Origin of the sequence: Runella sp. MFBS21 (assembly GCF_029433105.1) — a bacterium.
GTDB lineage: Bacteria > Bacteroidota > Bacteroidia > Cytophagales > Spirosomataceae > Runella.
On sequence record NZ_JARNTW010000017.1, the window covers coordinates 62,542 to 79,952 of the forward strand.

Sequence of the window (17,411 nt, forward strand, 5' to 3'; positions counted from 1 at the left end):
CCCTAGCGTTTAATGAGCTTGGTAGCTGCCACAAACCACACAATCATTCCTATGGTCATATAGTTTTTGTTTTCACTAGAAGAAAGGGAGCCATTAAATACCATAATGGCCGGGATGATAGTAAGTCCTAGACCTAGAGCACCCAATAGATACCAGAGAAGTTTCATGATATTTTATTTCAAAACTTTGCTTAAACCTAAATACAATCCAGTAGCTACAAACCAGCCGGGCAAGCCTAAAAAGAAGATTTCGATACCCACCAGCAAGTTTAAAGCCAAACAAAAAACCAAGGTCAAAATCCAAGTAAGACCCGCGGCCCAATTGACGGATAATTTTTCTTTTTCAGCTTTTTCAACTTTTAAGTTGAGTTTGGGTAAGAGATATACATCCGCAAAAATCACGGCTCCCATAGGCATAAGCAATAATCCATACAAGGCTACAAAATCAAGTAGCTTCATAACAAGCGCTGGAAACAAAGCGGCAATAGTGGTGATGAGACCCACTACAAGCGTAACTTTCCAAGTTTTCCATTGAGGAGAAAGGGATTGTAATGCCAAACCGGCTCGATAAATCGTGGGATTGGCGGTAGTCCATCCCGCCACAATCACGCACACAATGCCTGCTACACCAGCGGCATAATAAGCAACTGGACCCGGTGCAAAGGCCAACTTGTCGGTAGCATTGAGTAGAAATATGGAATACAAAATGCCCGAGGCAGTCCAAGCGATATAGTGGCCCAAAAACATACCAGATACGGAGCCTAAGCCCGCTTTCCAGCTATCGGCATAGCGCAATATACTCATGTCGGCCATTCCGATGTGCATGGCCATATTACAAAACCACGAAAAAAACATGACGTGCCAAAAAGTAAACTTCGACTGTCCTTCTAAAGGTGTGCCTGTCCATATTTTGGTATTGGCAACGTCCCAAAAATCACCCAAAGAATGAACCCCTAATTCAGGTAAAACCGCTACTGCGGCTGCTACAAATACTAAAAACATCCAAGGGGCGGCTAAGTTGGCTACGTAAGAGATGAGATTATAACCTAGCATTGCCACTAGGGTAGTTACCAGACCTATCACTAAAACGATGATTACCCATGTGGCGCTGTTGGGATAAAAATCGGTGAGTTTGGGAAGAGGCAAATCAAACGGAATCCCTACTGCCGTAGCAGAAACCGCAATCATTGAACCTGCCAAAAAACAAAACATGAGTCCATTGACCACATTGTAGGTTTTGGTGAGGGTAGGGCCACAGATTTTTTCTAATTTATAATAAAGCGTAATACGCTCTCTAACCGCAATAGGCGCGCACAACAAAGCCCAACTCAAAACCGCCAAAATATTGCCTACCAGAAGCCCTCCGAGCAAGTCGCCCGTACTCACGCCATGCGCCACAAACAACGGGCCAATTACAAATTCAGTACCAGCGGTATGCTCGCCTGCGTAGAGTCCAAAAAAACTAGTCCATTTTTTGATAGCTTTGGGCGGGATAGGTTCGCGCTCAAACTCTTCAACGGAGTTGAGCTGCTCGGTAAGTTCGGTTAGCTTCATATTAGGTTATAGGATTATTATTCTTCGAAAGATAAATTTTCCATTTTTCTACCATGACCCGTACTCTCCTGCTTCCTCAGTTTGCCTCTACCATGATATAATGTTGGATAGTGCTATTTATACCATTTTCAAATTATTGAATTAACATTGGACTTCTATTCTGAAACCATTTCCTAAAGAGTATAAAAACTTGATTTTGTGTTTTTCTAAATATTGTTTTTAGTAATTTTTCACGATTTTATTTCTAAACTTAATTTCTATCACAAACCCAATGAAAACCAATGAAACTTCGTCTTTAGGACGTCGCAAATTCTTGAAAGGGAGTACTTTAGCGGCGGCAAGCTTTATGATTGTACCTCGACATGTATTAGGCAAAGGGTTTGTAGCACCGAGCGATAAGCTCAATATTGCTGCCATAGGATGTGGAGGAAAGGCAGATGTAAATATTACGTTGGCATACAATAATGGCTCGGACAACATCGTGGCGCTTTGCGACGTGGACGACCGTCAGTCTAAAAAGTTTAGAGAGAAATTTCCTTCAGCACCTTATTACAAAGACTACCGCAAGATGTTGGAGAAAGAAGCCAAAAACATTGATGCGGTCATCGTAACTACCCCCGACCACATGCACTACGTCATTGCCAATGCGGCGATGCAGCTAGGCAAGCATATTTATCTTGAAAAGCCCCTTACACACGATATTTGGGAAGCAAGGATGCTGACCCAATTGGCTCAAGAAAAAAAATTGGTAACCCAAATGGGCAACCAAGGCTCAAGCGGTAAAGGAACTCGCCAAACCGAAGCTATTGTCCAATCGGGTATGATTGGGGAAGTTCATACGGTAGAGGTTTGGACCGACCGCCCCGTATGGCCACAAGGCGTAAAATCTCCCAAAGATAAAAACGAAACCATGCCGATTCCGGCGGAGGTAGATTGGGATTTGTGGCTAGGAACCGCGCCCTACCGCGAATACCACGAAGCGTATATGCCTTTTCGGTGGCGCGGATATTGGGATTTTGGGACAGGTGCTTTGGGCGATATGGGGTGTCATTTTATGGATGTGCCTTTCCGTACGCTCAAACTCGGCTACCCTACTTCAGTAGAATGTTCGGCAAGCTCCGTATATGGCGATTTTTTCAAGGAATCATTCTTTCAGGATATTGGGCCACAAGCTACGGCGGTGCACCTCAAATTTCCGCATCCCAGTTCCAAAAAATTAGGCGAATTGAGTCTTTCATGGTATGATGGTGGTATCAAACCAAAGCTCCCCGAGGGCTGTGATTACGAAAAAGTATTTGCCGACAACAACGGTGGCGTGCTTTTTGTAGGAACCAAAGGCGTATTGGCTTGTGAGCTTTTTGGCAATAATCCCAAACTTTTTGTGAAAGGGCAATTACAGAATGTAAAGTTTCCTGCTCCTACTCGTCCCCTAGTAGAAGGAGACACTGCGGGGCATCAACAGCAATGGGTTAAAGCTTGTAAAGCGGGTTTTGGCACTTATACGAGTTCGTCGTTTGCGGAATCAGGTCCTTTGACCGAAATAGTTTTGATGGGCAATTTGGCCGTCCGTAGCTACTTGCATCGCGAAAATGGCAAATTCACGGGCCGCAAACGCCTTTTGTGGGATGGGCAAAATATGAAAATTACGAACTTCGACGCAGCCAATGCTTTTGTAAAACGTCAGTATCGAGAAGGTTGGACATAACAGTGAGTAGCCCCCTCAAATCGAGCCAATCAACGTGTGCTATTTGAGGGGGAATGGATTTGATTGGTCAACATTCCAGCACTTCACTTTTTTCGATTGGCGGGGTAATCTTATCCACAGGTTTGACGGTTTTGGCAATAAAAATGCTGAAAAATATAAACAACATCGCACCGTATCCGACCCAATCATAATGAAGGAGTTTTCCATCGGGCATTTTTTGAATGATAAGTCCGGCCAGATATACTGCTACTGATTGCATCAACAACTGTAAAGAGGTATTGATAGCCATAAAACTGCCACGTTGCTGAGGCAACACTACAGAGGAGGTCATGGCTTGAGTGGGAATGAGACGGCCATTTGAAAAAACAAAAAAGATAGCGGCTGTTCCCAAAACAGAAAAGAGACGATTGGAGGTGGAATTGGTAATGAGCCACATCGGAATCATAGATAGTAAAGCAAAAATCACAAATACGGGGTATTTGCCTTGACGGTCGGCCAATTTGCCCACCAAAGGAGCCGTAAAAAGGGTAAGCCCTCCACCGACGGCGTATATTAGATACAGTTTGTTTTCGCTAAAATGGGCATTGGCGGTCAAGAAGGGAGCAATAAACGGAATGATACTAAAATGCCCTAACATGATAGTGGCCGTCAGCCACAGCGCACGTAGCTGATTGGTGTCTGACAAAATATTGGTAATGGCCGCAAAAGGAGGGGTTTTTAGTTGAGACGGATTTTGTAAGTGTCCGTCGAGGCGAGGAACATACCGCCAAATCAATCCAATAACTGCGATACCCACAATCCCCACAAACCAAAATGGCGCGTGCCAGCTAAATTCGGAAGCTAAATAAAGTCCCAACGGAACCCCTACAACCGACGCCACCGAAAAAGCAGTCATAACTACACCCATGGCACTTGCACGACGCTCATATTCAAACACATCACTCACTGCCGACATCACTTGAGCACCTAGTACGCCACCAAAAACCCCCGCAAAAGTGCGGGCCGCCATGAGTAACCCAAAAGTAGGTGCCATAGCACACGCCAACGTGCCTACTACAAAACCTGTATAAGCGATGAGCATGATTTGCTTGCGCGGAAACTTGTCGGCAATGAAAGCCACAAAAAAGCCAGAGAGACCCGCACTAAAACTGTATGCCGACACCAAAAGTCCAAACTCTTGAGGCGAAATATCGAAATGTCGCATCAATTGTGGCCCAAGGGGCATCATAATCATAAAATCCATGATATGCGTGAAATTCAAACACGCCAAGACGAAGAGAAGTAATTTTTCTTTTTGAGACATTGAGGCTGTTAATAAAAATAAACAAAGACTCCTACCCAAAGCAGATAGGACAGGAGTCTTTTAATCAGATTACTCACTTAAAAGTTTGTTGATAAGCGCATTGAAATCTTCAATAAACTCATCGTAATATTTGCCAGTACCCGGTCCCGAAAACCCAGTGTGGATTTCGCGGACACGCCCTTTTTTGTCAATAAAAATCGTAGTAGGATAGCCTGAAATATTGTTGAGGGCAGGCAAGGCTTTACCAGCATTGGCATCTACTATGCCCGCCAAAAGTAACGGGTAAGGCACACCAAAACGTTTGCCCATAAAATCAATTTTGGGGCCTGAGACTTTCAGATCACCAGAGCGTTCAAACATAAGCCCGATGATTTCGACTCCTCGCGAAGCATTTTTCTTGTACCAAGGTACCATAAATCGCGTTTCGTCCATGCAGTTGGGACACCATGTCCCTGAAATTTGTAATACTACTACTTTTCCTTTGTAGCGGTCATCTTTGAGAGAAATGAGATTGCCTTTGGTATCAGGAAATGAAAAATCTAGGGTTTCATAGCCTGGTTTTAAGTAGGTAAGCGCCGTAGGAGAAGGCAAAGCCGCGCTTGGGTCGAGCGTAGCCGTAAAAGGCTGATAACCTGAAATACCCGACCACAATCCACCTTTGATTTGACCATTGGGTAAAATGGCTGCTCTAAACAAAAAGGCGTGCGAACCATCATAGCATGACATGAAAAGGCTATCGCCTATGATGTCGCCTGCCAAATAACGGTAATCGCCAGTAGGAGTCAAGAAAGTCCCAGCCAGCTTGCTGCCTTTTTGGTCTAAAATACCAACCGCAAAAGAAGAATCTTTACGTTCGGGACGCTGAAAATAAGTGGCGTATTTGCCAGATATATTTTTGGTAGTAGCTTGGGGTGTCTTGGCAAACCAATACACATTACCCTTCTCTGCTTTGAAAGGCAATACAGATACCCATTTACCATTTCGGTTTTTCTTCCATGAACCCTTCATTTGATTGCCGCTTACTTTGGCTACCAAGTCGGAGTCAAAAATCAACATCGGAATGTGTAGAGAATCGCCTTCCATGTAGGCCTCATCCATGGCAAGCCGTTCGGCACCATTGATGACCACGACTTCATATTTGCCGTTGGTTTTGGGAGTTATTTCAAGCCCAAAAGGTAAATCATGGTTTCCTCTTTGGAGGGCAGCACGCCAAGTGCTTTTGGGTAGAGAGGTTTGTGCTACTGCACTATAGAAGTAGCTGAGTGCAAGGAGAGTGGCAAAAAACTGTTTCATTTAGTTTGTTAAAATGGGTTGTTATTTCAGAACAACCTTTTTTTTAGAAAAGTTGACTATATCCCATTTTATTCAATACATAGGTATTCTTCTCTTCTTTTTTAGATGAGAAGGCACCAAATTTTAATTAAGATTATAAAGTGGATAGTCGTCGCAGTCTTTTACCCGTGGGAGGTAGGCAGCGTTTATAAAATCTAGCGAGGGCTTACCTTTGAAATGAAGTAGTACCTAAAAAAACAGGAGAAAGACTGGGCCTTTCTCCTGTGAGTGTTTTTAACCCTTGCTATAATGAAGGGCTAATTCTTCCTCTTCTTGTAAATCATATCGGTAGATAGATTCCACAGGAGAGTTGGGAGGGATTTCCATGATAGAATTGATAAGACCCGTATGAAGGTCAAACACCCATCCATGTAAATGAGGGTAATTACGTTTTTTCCAAGCCCTTTGTATGATAGTTGTTTTGGCCAAGTTCATTGTTTGCTCCATTACATTGAGCTCTACTAGCTTGTTAAATCTATCATTAAATTCTGGAACGCTCTCAAGTTCTTCTTCGTGTTTGGCATACACATCTTTGATATTACGCAGCCACTTGTTGATAAGCCCGTAGTCTTTATTGGTCATCGCAGCTTTTACGCCGCCGCACCCATAGTGACCGACTACCAATACATGTTTTACTTCTAATACCTCTACAGCATACTGTAATACGCTCAACATATTGATGTCGGTGTGAAGAATAAGATTGGCTACATTACGGTGCACAAAGATTTCGCCTGGAGCGGTGCCTGTTACTTCATTGGCAGGCACACGACTATCAGCGCAGCCAATCCATAGAAATTCGGGTTTTTGATCGGCGGCTAGTTCGTCAAAATAAGTTTCGTTAACTCTTAATTTATCGGAAGCCCAAGCTTTATTAGCTAAAAGGAGTTTTTGATATGATTGCATTTTTGAAAGAATATTTATGTGGTGAAATTCCTTTAAATTCAACTTGAATGCCTCGATAGAAGGCATCTTTTTTAAAATCTTCTAAGAGTCGGAAAATATCATGGTCGATAAATTCGGCTCTTGTACCATCAATGTAGACCGAATCCCCTTTTTCAAAAGAATCTAAGAGGCTTTTGAGATAAGCTTTATTCATAAAAGTGACATCTTTCATGAATAGAATCAAGATGTTCTGTTGGTCACGAGCTACACTGATTGCATAGCGATTGTTAGTAACAATAATGGAAACTATCCCCGTCAGCAATCCCAATACAATTCCTAAGAGCAAGTCGGAGAAAATAATCCCAACAATCGTTACAAAAAATGGTAAAAACTGTGGAAGACTTTTGAGGTCTAGTTGGGGAAGCTCTTGGGAAGTTGCTAGCTTGTATCCTATTAGTAACAACAAAGCGGCTAAACAGGCCAAAGGAATAAAATTGAGTAATTGCGGAATGGTAATGACGGCAATCAACATCAATATCCCTTGAATAAAAGCTGATAGGCGCGTTTTGCTCCCACTGTATATGTTGACAGAAGTACGAAGAGTCACCAAGGTCAGCGGTAGTCCTCCAATAAGCCCCGATACCATATTGCCTATCCCTTGCGCTTTGAGTTCTTGGCTTGGCGATGAAATACGGCGCTGAGGGTCGAGCTTGTCGGCTACTTCAAGACTTAAAAGAGACTCAATACTTGCTACAAGTGTAAGCGTAAAAGCCGCCAAGTAAACTTTGGGGTTGGAAAGAGCTTCCCAAGCTGGAAAATGAAAAGCACTAGAAGCATCTTCAAGGCTTAAAATAAGAGGTACTTTTACTAAGTGACTGCTCTCACTTAAGTAAAACGACGGAATCCATAATTTGAAAACTTGGTTCATCAAGACTCCCGTAAGTACTACCAACAGGCTGATAGGAAATATCTTGAAAAATCGAAAGTCTTTTTTCGAAAAATATTCCCAAGTTATCATCAAAGCTAAGCAGGTGATGCTAATGGCAATAGCTCCAGGGTGAGGGTGACTGATAGCCTCGATAATTTCAGAAAAGGTATTGTGATGATTGAGTTGTAAAAAATCAAATTCTCCTTCTACATCGGCATCCCAGCCTAGAGCATGGGGGATTTGTTTGAGGATAATCACAATGCCAATCGCTACCAACATACCGTTGATGACACTCGACGGTACAAAACTACTGAGTCTTCCTGCTTTGAGCCATCCTAGTAGGTATTGTAGTGCACCCGCCAATACTACTGCCGCAAGGAAGTGAGAAAAACTCCCCAGTACCGCAATACTATCTAATACGATGATAGTAAGCCCCGCCGCAGGACCACTCACACTTACCTCAGACCCAGAGAATAAAGTAACCACAATTCCCCCCACAATTCCTGCCAAAAGCCCCGAAAACAAAGGTGCCCCTGATGCCAAGGCAATGCCGAGGCATAAAGGGAGGGTCACCAAAAAAACCGATAAACCTGCTGAAAAATCTTTATTAAAATGCTTTAGAGTCATTGGCTAAAAAAATGAAAAGTGTGATCCTTGGTCTTCTCAGTGAGCTGCTAGTCCTTTAAACTCTGGAATATTTCGTAGCTCAAGGCTGATTCCTCTCAAAAGGGCAGTTTCTTTGAAATTGTGGATGATTTCAAGCACATCCAAATCAATGTTGTGAGATTTACTACCATCAATGACGACATTAGAATTTTCTGGAAGTTTGTCTAAAGTCAGTGTAATAACCCCCTTATTAATAAACGTCACATCTTCTACCAACTGAATCGTGATTTTTTCGTTTTCTTGATGCTCCTCTTTCATCAGTAAGTACGCACGGCGGTAGTTGTTGCGCAAGATGAAAAAGATAGAAATCGCGATTCCGATAATAATTCCTTTGAGCAAATCAGTGAACAAAATAGCAACAATCGTTACCACAAAAGGAATGAACTGCTCCCAGCCTAAATCATACATGGATTTAAACAAAGATAGTTTGGCAAGTTTGTAGCCTACAATTAGTAAGACCGCAGCTAAGCAAGCTAGGGGAATTTGATTGAGCAAGTTTGCAAATCCAACTACACTGATAAACAAGAAAAGCCCGTGAATGATAGCTGATTTCTTGGTCTTTCCTCCTGAGTTGATGTTGGCCGAACTACGTACTATAACAGCCGTAAGAGGCAATCCTCCAATCAATCCTGATATTATATTACCAAGGCCTTGTGCCTTCAATTCACGATTTGTAGGGGTGTTACGTTTATAAGGGTCGAGCTTGTCGGCGGCTTCTACGCTGAGTAAGGATTCCAAACTTGCTACGATTGCAATCGTAATCGCCACCACATAAACTTGATAATTGGCAAGACCCGAAAAATCGGGAAGGGTAAACTGTCCCACAAACTCTTGGAGCGAATTAGCCACGGGTAGCTTTACCAAATGGTCGTTGGCAAGGGCCATTTTAGGAAAAGAAACTTTAAAAATTTGGTTTAATACAATCCCTAAAATCACCACAATAAGTGCTCCTGGTACAAACTTGAAAAAGGCGTATCTTTTCAAAAAAGGCTTGTCCCATAAAATCAAAATCAAAAGCGAGATACTTGATATGATAATGGCTCCAGGGTGCAGAAAGTTGAGGGCATTGAGGATTTCTGAAAAAGTATTTTGACCATCTACCTGTAGAAAAACGAAATCACCTTCGCTGTCTTTATCATAGCCCAAAGCGTGAGGGATTTGTTTAAAAACCAAGATAAGCCCAATTGCCGCTAGCATTCCTTTGATGACACTTGACGGGAAATAGTGCCCTATAATACCAGCCTTCAAATACCCTAAAATAACCTGTAAGATACCAGCCAATACCACGGCGGCCAAAAAAACTTCGTAGGAGCCCAGTTGTTGGATAGAGTTAAGGACAATTACTGTGAGGCCAGCAGCAGGTCCACTAACACTTAGAGGGGAGCCGCTTGCCAATGCCACCACGATTCCGCCCACTATCCCAGTAATAATCCCTGAAAAAAGTGGGGCTCCAGAGGCTAATGCAATCCCTAAACAGAGAGGCAATGCCACCAAAAATACCACTAATCCTGCCGGTAAATCATGTTTTAAATCTTTAAGTAGGTCCTTCATTTTTGTAGGTCTGAAATATGAAAATCTATACTAAGGGGGAGATATGAGAGTAAAAGTATGTTTAAGACCACCATACATAAGCTGTATTCAGAAAGGAGAACAATCTATAAGGTGATTGTCATTAAATCCTATTGAGATACAATAGTTGAAGTGGTTTTAAAGCAATAATTGAAATAAAGCAGTCTATAGAGAAAAGGATGCTTTTATTTCTGTAAATCAAAAATCTTTAGGATTGCTCAGGAGGAGGAATACAAATAGAACTAAATGGCTCGGGGTTGAGCACTAAATAAGTGAAGTTGCTGAAAATTTCCGCTAAAGCATATACTTTGAAAATATCATTCAGTAGAAATACAATCTCATCGTCCCATTCGCTATCTTCTTCGTTGGTCTCTTCACTGGTTTCTTCGTCGGTAGGGAAGTCGCAATCTGAAGTAGGGCAGGAGCTTTTTGTTTGATTTTCGGTAGAGAGTACCTTCTTACCTCCGCTTGCCAGAGGTTTAAGCGTTGTCATTAACCCTATCAGGAGACTAAAAAATAGCAATATGACGATTTTGGCGTAATGCATTGATTGGTCTGACGTGACTTTAAGAATCAACTACAACTTTTAGTAATATGCAAAAATGATACTATATTTTCTAATTCCCAACAAATTTTTTATTGCAAAACCTTAAATAGTCAGCACAATGCTTGGGGGAAGAAGAGGTAGGAAATAGACTTATATCGTTTTTAGTTCTTTTTCGATGGCCGCTTTTGAGCTTTCTACTATCTCTTCGAGCGTTTTCCCTTTGGGTTCAATGGCAGGAAGCACTACCCACGATAATCTCTCAAAACTGCTAAGGGGAAAAATACCTTTGGGGTTTAGTTTAGCGGTATTTTTGATGGCGATAGGCACTACCAATGCACTTGGAGCTCTTTTAATAAGCACTCCTACACCACCTGTGGCAAAGGTTTTGAGTTCACCCGTACGAGAGCGAGTTCCTTCAGGAAAGATGGCTGCCGAAAACTTTGTTTCCTCAATTAGCTTTCCTAGTCTAGCAATCTCCATGATAGCTTGTTTACCATCTTTGCGGTCGATGAGGGCAGCACCACTTTTGCGGAGATTATAAGAAATACTCGGAATCCCTTTTGATAGCTCTATTTTGGAGACGAAAAGGGGATAGTTTTTACGTAAATACCAAATCATTCCTACAATATCAAACATACTCTGGTGATTGGCAATAAAAATAATAGGGCGGTCGGTAGGAAGTGGAGCTTTAGAAACAAATTGGAGGCGAGTGCCCACTATCCATAAGCCGTGCAAGAGAGAGCCATTGAGCAGGTGAACGGATTTTTGATGAATTTTACGACTAAAAAAATTGAAACAAATCACCTGAATCAAGTGAAATACTAACAACGTAAGCCCAAAGTATAGCAAGTATATGGCACTAAGAATGTAATCCAGAATTTTTTTCATGTAATTGTGGCAAAAAATCTTTTCGGGTCAAAATTAATCAAACATTCCTAAAACACCTTAGCAATCATTTTTTTTGAAATTATGCGTACCTTCGGCAAAATTTCGTTATATTCTATTTAACCGATTGATATTTTATGCAACTTCCTTCCACCCGTATAGAGGTTATGAAGTTCATTGGTCAGAAGATTGATTCAATCTTTGATGAATTTCTCAAACCCATCGAAAATATTTGGCAACCTGCTGACTTTTTGCCAGATGCCACTAGCGAAAATTTTTTGGATGATGTCAAACTCCTCCAAGAAGCCGCCCGCGAGCTACCCTATGATTATATGGCTGTGTTGGTGGGAGATGCTATTACTGAAGAAGCATTGCCTACCTACGAATCTTGGTTGATGACCGTAGAAGGAGTAAATCAGCAAGACCCTAATCAAGGCTGGACAAAGTGGGTGCGCGCTTGGACTGCCGAAGAAAACCGTCATGGCGATTTGTTGAACAAATACCTCTACTTGTCGGGGCGCATCAATATGCGTGCTATGGAGGTATCGACTCAGTACCTTATTGCGGATGGATTTGATATCCAAACAGGTACAGACCCTTATCGCAATTTTGTTTATACGTCTTTTCAAGAGCTTGCTACCAATATTTCGCATCGGCGTACGGCTACGTTGGCCAAGCAATATGGCAATGCGCTTTTATCCAAAATGTGTGGGGTGATTGCAGCCGATGAGATGCGTCATGCCAAGGCTTATAAAGCTTTTGTAGAGCGTATTTTTGAGGTAGATCCTTCAGAGATGATGCTCGCTTTTGAAGATATGATGCGTAAAAAGATTGTAATGCCTGCTCATTTTTTGCGTGAAACGGGTGTAAAATTGAGCGAAACATTTAGTCATTATTCAGATGCTGCGCAACGAATCGGAGTATATACTACGTATGATTATATCGAAATCATGGAGTCGTTGTTGGAAGAGTGGAAAATCGATAAAATAAGTGGGCTCAATGAAGCGGGAGAGCGTGCTAGAGATTATATGATGGCACTTCCGGCTCGTTTGAGAAGAGTCGCCGAGCGTACCAAAATTCCAGATTTGAATTACAATTTTAGTTGGATTGCTACCTAAAAGTAGGTTTGCTATCCCGTTTATACATTCCAAAGCACAAAAAAAGCAGTGATTCACTGCTTTTTTTGTGCTTTGGAAACTTTTAAAAACTTTAAGCTATTTCTACTCTACTTTTACGAAGGTGCTTTGGCAAACGTCGTGCGGCCAAAGGATGCTCCGAAAGTGCCTCGTGTTTATCTAAACCTCGGAAAGTCAATACACCTCCTGCAGCTTCAAAATCTTTTCTAAAGTTGTTGAGATTGTCGGCTACTGTATGATCTACGTAAGTTGCTTTTGAGAAATCAATCACCAATGAACTACCCGCAGGAACTTGAGCGATAATCTTTTTGAGTTTAAGGTAATTGGCAAAAACGGCGGCATTGTTTACATTCAACTGATACACTCCTACTTCTTTTTCGGTAAGATCAAAACGTGACTTTAAAATGTCGCTGATTTTGACTCCAAAAGCTATTTGAATGATGAACTTGGTAATAATACCGGCGGCAATCCCTACCAATAAATCGGTAGCTAAGGTAGTAATAATAGTAATAAGGAAGATAGTAAGCTGCTCTTTACCAATGTGGTAGATGTGCGCAAACTCCCGAGGAGAAGCCAACCGAAACCCTACAAAAATTAACATGGCTGCTAATGAGGCTACTGGCACCATTTTGATGACAGGTACAAGCAATACAACAAACAAAAGTAAAAAAACACCGTGGAAGAAATTGGCCCATCGGCTTTTGGCGCCATTGTTGATATTGGCCGAGCTACGTGCTACTTCCGAAATCATAGGTAAGCCTCCCAACAATCCCGCAATAACGTTACCGATTCCTACGGCTGTAATATCCTGACTTAAGTTTGACTTGCGTTTTTCGGGATCAATCAAATCGATGGCACGGCCAGTGAGAAGTGACTCTAAACTTCCGATGAGGACAAACATCAAAAGGTATTTCAAAAATATCGGTAATAGGGTAGAATCTGTAAGCCCCGCAAAATCGGCGTTGAAGCTAAAAGAAAAATCGCCTGGATTAACGAGTGGCTTAAGATTTTTGTAAGAAGGTTCAGTCAAGTGAAAATACTGTCCTAGCAACACACCCACTACCAATACAATCAAAGCAGGGGGGACTTTTTTGAGGGCTTTAATATTAAGATACTGCCATCCAAACATAATAAAAAGACTTACACCGCCAATAATCGCAATATGATACTCCATATGTGCGAGACTGTGAGGAACCATTTCGAGCAGTTCGAGGGGCTCTTTGCCCTTCATTTCGGCAGGTGCTGTACCTACGGCTAGGTGGAGCTGCTTCGACATAATAATGATTCCAATCGCGGCTAACATGCCATGAACGGCAGAAAGCGGAACGAAATCTACAAACTTGGCTACTTTTAATAACCCTAATAGAACTTGTATTAGCCCAGCGACTACGATTACGCCCAGCGCAAGTTTCCAGCCGTGCTCCATGTCTCCTTTGCCTAGCTCATCTACAGCTCCTGCTACAATCACTATCAACCCTGCTGCGGGGCCTTTGATGGTGAGTTCCGAGCCAGCAAAAAAAGCAACCACCATACCTCCAACGATAGCGGTCATTACGCCCATAATAGGAGGGAAGTTACTAGCTCCTGCAATGCCTAAGCACAGCGGGAGAGCAATCAAAGAAACTAAGAAGCCAGAGAGGAGGTCGGTGCTCCAATGGTGCGATAAGCTACTAAAAATACTTTGCTTTGATCTCATAACAACAATTGTGTAGAAGTAGAAATTTAACAGCACAAAAGTGTTAAGAGCCCATTAAACCCTCATTAAGGGCAGATTAAAAGGAAATTAAAATGGAATCGTAACCACAAACTGACTCCCCAATCCTATTTGCGAAAAAACCCAAATCCGACCGTTGTGAAGTTCGATGATACGTCGAGTAAGAGCAAGCCCCACTCCATAGCCTTTGACATACTGAGTGGAGTTGGCGCGATAAAAAGGCTCGAAGATATGAGGTAAATCGGCTTCCGAAATACCAACGCCTCGGTCGCTAAATGAAATCCTGATATGATCTTCTTGGGCGCGAAGTGTCAAACTAACGTGATGGTCAGGAGAATATTTACAGCCATTTTCCATAAGGTTTAGGAAGGCTGTTTGTAGAAGAGCCGAATCTCCTTTGATTTGTAGCAAAGCTTCTTCTTCTGGAAATTCCTCAAATTCAATCTGAATATCATAATCTGGACAGTGATGTATCAAAATATCGCGTGTTTGCCAAAGAAGATCATCTACTCTAAGTTCTGAAAAATGATTCTGTGAGACTTCATCATTGAGGCGAGCCAATTCTAAGAGCCCATTTACCAAGTCGCGCATTTTTTTTACTTCGTCGATCGTTTCCTTTATGGTCTCTTGGTATTCTTCAATCGTACGTTTTTGGAGTAGTGATACTTCCAGCTGCCCCATCATGATAGCCAAAGGGGTACGTAGTTCGTGGGAAGCATGAGAGACAAAACTTTTTTGGGAACTAAAAGCATCTTCCAGACGACTCAAGAGATCATTGAATGTCGCCGCCAGTTGGGCAAGTTCATCGTTTTGTCGCCCTATTTTAAGGCGTTCGTGGATATTACGGGCGGAGATATTTTTTACTTGTTCGATGATATCCGAGACAGGCCGTAGGGCATCGCTCGAAAACAACCAGCCCGCTAGTACTACCATTAGTAAACTTACGGCCCAGCCAGTGATAAGGATAGTTCGGAGACGTTCGAGAATACTAATGCCGTACTTATCTATAGCATAAGCTACTACCACCAAGACTTGCTTTTTCTGGTCGATGTACCTTACTCCTACGATTTCTTTGTCGCCATCTCTTAGACTTACATCCTTACCTTGCCTTACTTGATTCAAAAAATTAGCATTGATATGATAAGGTTCTTCGCCACTATCATACACCACGTGATTGTGGGCATCATACACCGTAATCTCCTCTTTGTACATCGTGGTGAGGTCATTGCGGCTAATATCGTGTAATAGCTCTTCGGTGATGCCCCCTACATCTTCAAAAAGACGAACTGTAGTGAGCGCCTTGTCACGAAGGCGTTTTTTAAACTCCTGTTCTCGGTACTGATTGTATAAATAATAGACTGAAAAAGAAAATACCAGCATAATTGACGCGACCAAAAGAGCGAAAAGCAAAGTAAGGCGGACGCGGATATTCATCTCAGGAGTAAGAAGTTTAACCTAAAATTCTTTCATAATATAACCCATGCCTACTACCGTATGGATAAGCTTATGTTCAAATTCTTTATCTATTTTTTTTCGAAGAAAATTCACATATACATCTATGGTATTAGTACCAGTATCAAAGTGAATATCCCAGACTTTTTCGGCAATGTCTACCCTTGATACGACTCTCCCTTTATTACGAATAAAATATTCAAGAAGACCGAATTCTTTGGCTGTAAGCTCAATTCGATTTCCCCCACGCCGGGCAATACGTTCGTTGAGGTCTAGTTCTAAATCCGCGATTTTTAGGACGTTACTGGTCGGTCCACTTTCCGAATTACGTTTTTGTAAGGCTCTTAGCCTGATAATTAATTCCTGGAATTCAAAGGGTTTTACAAGATAATCATCCGCTCCTGCATCGAAGCCTGAGATTTTATCATTGAGCGTGCCAAGAGCCGTAAGCATGAGTATAGGAGTGCGGAGATTTTCGCGACGCAGAAGATTCGCCAATTCAAAACCATTGATTTTGGGGAGGTTTACATCCAACACAATTACATCGTAAGAATTAGATAAAGCCAAGCTGCTGCCCATTTGTCCATCAAAAGCCACATCTACTTCCCAAGATTGTTCTTCGAGACCTTTTTTGACAAACGCCGCTAATTTGGGTTCGTCTTCAACAATTAAAACTTTCATATCCAGTCGAATAGCTAAGTGTAGGAGCGATTTGGCTTCAATTTTAAAAATAAGAATTTTTTCAGAAAAATTTGCCTGAGAATTTTAACTAGGTTTTAATAGATAAGCTTTTCGTCGAGGCTATGTTATCACTTGGAACGAACTATGCGTGTGGATATGTTTGTGAAAAAACATACAATTATATGAAAACATTTAACACCATTTTCTTATTGTTTTTTTGTAGTGTGATTTTTGCACAAAACGGCACTCTCAAAGAAAGCCTAAGTGTCAAAAGTAAGCTCATGGGAAAAGATATAAAGTATAGTATATATCTTCCCGCCGATTATGAAAAAAATAATCGGAGCTATCCTGTTTTGTATCTCCTTCATGGATATACTGACGACGAAACAGGCTGGACTCAGTTTGGCGAAGCGCATATTATTGCCGACAAAGCCATTAATGCTGGCGAAGCTCCACCGATGATTATTGTAATGCCTGATGCGGGAGTGACATGGTACCAGAATTCCCATGATAACAAAATACGATATGAAGATTTTATGGTACAAGAACTAATCCCATATATTGATGCCACTTATCGTACACGATCTAAGCGTGAGTTTAGGGCGGTCGCGGGGCTTTCAATGGGAGGACTTGGTACCTTACTGATGGCTACCAAACACCCCGATATGTTTGTGGCGGCGGCTCCATTGAGCGCAGCTGTATGGACCGACGAGGAGTTTACGTCGAGCAGGGACCAGGCAAGTTGGGATAATGCATTTGGGGAATTATATGGAAAAGGTCTGGCTGGGAAAGACCGATTAACGGCGCATTATTATAAAAATGCCCCCATTAAAATTGTGGAAACTGGGAATGCTGATGATTTGAAAAAAGTAAAATATTATATTGATTGTGGAGATGATGACTTTCTTATCAAAGGCAATATGGCACTTCATGCGATGATGATTGATAAAAAAATCCCTCATGAATTTAGAGTACGTGATGGCGGGCATACTTGGTCGTATTGGCGTACTGCTTTGCCCGAAGTATTGAAATTTGTGGGGCAGAGTTTCCACCGATAA

General features: G+C 42.0%; 15 protein-coding genes. 3 read left to right on the forward strand and 12 right to left on the reverse strand.

Features of this window, described 5'->3' with window-relative positions; translation table 11 throughout:
* Positions 1 to 2: 2 nt before the first annotated feature.
* Complete coding sequence (locus tag P1X15_RS24420) at positions 3 to 167, reverse strand: hypothetical protein (protein ID WP_277340754.1); 165 nt, start codon at positions 165 to 167, stop codon at positions 3 to 5.
* A gap of 6 nt (positions 168 to 173) precedes the next feature.
* Positions 174 to 1,553, reverse strand: a complete 1,380-nt coding sequence (locus tag P1X15_RS24425) for a cytosine permease (protein WP_277340755.1) — start codon at positions 1,551 to 1,553, stop codon at positions 174 to 176.
* A gap of 271 nt (positions 1,554 to 1,824) precedes the next feature.
* On the opposite strand from P1X15_RS24425, the gene P1X15_RS24430 reads away from it, so the two are divergent.
* The gene (locus P1X15_RS24430; protein WP_277340756.1) at positions 1,825 to 3,258 is read left to right on the forward strand and encodes a Gfo/Idh/MocA family protein; all 1,434 of its coding nucleotides are present in this window, start codon (positions 1,825 to 1,827) and stop codon (positions 3,256 to 3,258) included.
* A gap of 67 nt (positions 3,259 to 3,325) precedes the next feature.
* Here P1X15_RS24430 and P1X15_RS24435 read toward each other — a convergent pair whose 3' ends face one another.
* The 7 genes from P1X15_RS24435 to P1X15_RS24465 all read right to left on the reverse strand — a co-directional run bounded on the left by P1X15_RS24435 (position 3,326) and on the right by P1X15_RS24465 (position 11,373).
* Entirely contained in the window at positions 3,326 to 4,561 is a 1,236-nt protein-coding gene (locus P1X15_RS24435; RefSeq protein WP_277340757.1) for an MFS transporter, read from the reverse strand.
* 69 nt (positions 4,562 to 4,630) lie between these two features.
* Positions 4,631 to 5,854: a peroxiredoxin gene (locus tag P1X15_RS24440; protein ID WP_277340758.1), complete on the reverse strand. Its 1,224-nt coding sequence runs from the start codon at positions 5,852 to 5,854 to the stop codon at positions 4,631 to 4,633.
* Between the two features lie 273 nt (positions 5,855 to 6,127).
* A complete protein-coding gene (locus P1X15_RS24445) occupies positions 6,128 to 6,796 on the reverse strand; it encodes a carbonic anhydrase (protein WP_277340759.1) in 669 nt (222 codons plus the stop codon).
* The gene (locus P1X15_RS24450; RefSeq protein ID WP_277340760.1) at positions 6,765 to 8,330 is read right to left on the reverse strand and encodes a SulP family inorganic anion transporter; all 1,566 of its coding nucleotides are present in this window, start codon (positions 8,328 to 8,330) and stop codon (positions 6,765 to 6,767) included. Before P1X15_RS24450 ends, P1X15_RS24445 begins: the two co-directional genes overlap by 32 nt.
* 36 nt (positions 8,331 to 8,366) lie before the next feature.
* Positions 8,367 to 9,920 (reverse strand): SulP family inorganic anion transporter, encoded by a 1,554-nt coding sequence (locus P1X15_RS24455; protein ID WP_277340761.1) that lies wholly within the window; start codon positions 9,918 to 9,920, stop codon positions 8,367 to 8,369.
* A gap of 226 nt (positions 9,921 to 10,146) precedes the next feature.
* On the reverse strand, positions 10,147 to 10,431 hold the full coding sequence (locus P1X15_RS24460; protein ID WP_277340762.1) for a hypothetical protein: 285 nt from the start codon (positions 10,429 to 10,431) through the stop codon (positions 10,147 to 10,149).
* Between the two features lie 204 nt (positions 10,432 to 10,635).
* Complete coding sequence (locus tag P1X15_RS24465) at positions 10,636 to 11,373, reverse strand: 1-acyl-sn-glycerol-3-phosphate acyltransferase (RefSeq protein WP_277340763.1); 738 nt, start codon at positions 11,371 to 11,373, stop codon at positions 10,636 to 10,638.
* A 134-nt stretch (positions 11,374 to 11,507) separates the two neighbouring features.
* Here P1X15_RS24465 and P1X15_RS24470 point away from each other — a divergent pair, with 134 nt between their 5' ends.
* The gene (locus P1X15_RS24470) at positions 11,508 to 12,488 is read left to right on the forward strand and encodes an acyl-ACP desaturase (protein WP_277340764.1); all 981 of its coding nucleotides are present in this window, start codon (positions 11,508 to 11,510) and stop codon (positions 12,486 to 12,488) included.
* A gap of 91 nt (positions 12,489 to 12,579) precedes the next feature.
* Here P1X15_RS24470 and P1X15_RS24475 read toward each other — a convergent pair whose 3' ends face one another.
* The 3 genes from P1X15_RS24475 to P1X15_RS24485 all read right to left on the reverse strand — a co-directional run bounded on the left by P1X15_RS24475 (position 12,580) and on the right by P1X15_RS24485 (position 16,353).
* Positions 12,580 to 14,202, reverse strand: a complete 1,623-nt coding sequence (locus tag P1X15_RS24475; protein ID WP_277340765.1) for a SulP family inorganic anion transporter — start codon at positions 14,200 to 14,202, stop codon at positions 12,580 to 12,582.
* An 87-nt stretch (positions 14,203 to 14,289) separates the two neighbouring features.
* Complete coding sequence (locus P1X15_RS24480; RefSeq protein ID WP_277340766.1) at positions 14,290 to 15,654, reverse strand: HAMP domain-containing sensor histidine kinase; 1,365 nt, start codon at positions 15,652 to 15,654, stop codon at positions 14,290 to 14,292.
* Positions 15,655 to 15,675: 21 nt separating this feature from the next.
* Positions 15,676 to 16,353, reverse strand: coding sequence for a response regulator transcription factor (locus P1X15_RS24485; RefSeq protein ID WP_277340767.1), 678 nt, complete (start codon positions 16,351 to 16,353; stop codon positions 15,676 to 15,678).
* 182 nt (positions 16,354 to 16,535) lie between these two features.
* Between P1X15_RS24485 and P1X15_RS24490 the strand changes: the two genes are divergently transcribed.
* The gene (locus tag P1X15_RS24490) at positions 16,536 to 17,411 is read left to right on the forward strand and encodes an esterase family protein (RefSeq protein ID WP_277340768.1); all 876 of its coding nucleotides are present in this window, start codon (positions 16,536 to 16,538) and stop codon (positions 17,409 to 17,411) included.

Excerpts from the sequence above, each read along its gene's own strand:
- P1X15_RS24485 (WP_277340767.1), bottom strand. The coding sequence starts at position 16,353 with ATGAAAGTTTTAATTGTTGAAGACGAACCCAAATTAGCGGCGTTTGTC.
- P1X15_RS24445 (WP_277340759.1), bottom strand. The coding sequence starts at position 6,796 with ATGCAATCATATCAAAAACTCCTTTTAGCTAATAAAGCTTGGGCTTCC.
- P1X15_RS24490 (WP_277340768.1), top strand. The coding sequence starts at position 16,536 with ATGAAAACATTTAACACCATTTTCTTATTGTTTTTTTGTAGTGTGATT.
- P1X15_RS24470 (WP_277340764.1), top strand. The coding sequence starts at position 11,508 with ATGCAACTTCCTTCCACCCGTATAGAGGTTATGAAGTTCATTGGTCAG.
- P1X15_RS24420 (WP_277340754.1), bottom strand. The coding sequence starts at position 167 with ATGAAACTTCTCTGGTATCTATTGGGTGCTCTAGGTCTAGGACTTACT.
- P1X15_RS24430 (WP_277340756.1), top strand. The coding sequence starts at position 1,825 with ATGAAAACCAATGAAACTTCGTCTTTAGGACGTCGCAAATTCTTGAAA.
- P1X15_RS24455 (WP_277340761.1), bottom strand. The coding sequence starts at position 9,920 with ATGAAGGACCTACTTAAAGATTTAAAACATGATTTACCGGCAGGATTA.
- P1X15_RS24440 (WP_277340758.1), bottom strand. The coding sequence starts at position 5,854 with ATGAAACAGTTTTTTGCCACTCTCCTTGCACTCAGCTACTTCTATAGT.
- P1X15_RS24435 (WP_277340757.1), bottom strand. The coding sequence starts at position 4,561 with ATGTCTCAAAAAGAAAAATTACTTCTCTTCGTCTTGGCGTGTTTGAAT.
- P1X15_RS24450 (WP_277340760.1), bottom strand. The coding sequence starts at position 8,330 with ATGACTCTAAAGCATTTTAATAAAGATTTTTCAGCAGGTTTATCGGTT.
- P1X15_RS24460 (WP_277340762.1), bottom strand. The coding sequence starts at position 10,431 with ATGACAACGCTTAAACCTCTGGCAAGCGGAGGTAAGAAGGTACTCTCT.
- P1X15_RS24425 (WP_277340755.1), bottom strand. The coding sequence starts at position 1,553 with ATGAAGCTAACCGAACTTACCGAGCAGCTCAACTCCGTTGAAGAGTTT.
- P1X15_RS24480 (WP_277340766.1), bottom strand. The coding sequence starts at position 15,654 with ATGAATATCCGCGTCCGCCTTACTTTGCTTTTCGCTCTTTTGGTCGCG.
- P1X15_RS24465 (WP_277340763.1), bottom strand. The coding sequence starts at position 11,373 with ATGAAAAAAATTCTGGATTACATTCTTAGTGCCATATACTTGCTATAC.
- P1X15_RS24475 (WP_277340765.1), bottom strand. The coding sequence starts at position 14,202 with ATGAGATCAAAGCAAAGTATTTTTAGTAGCTTATCGCACCATTGGAGC.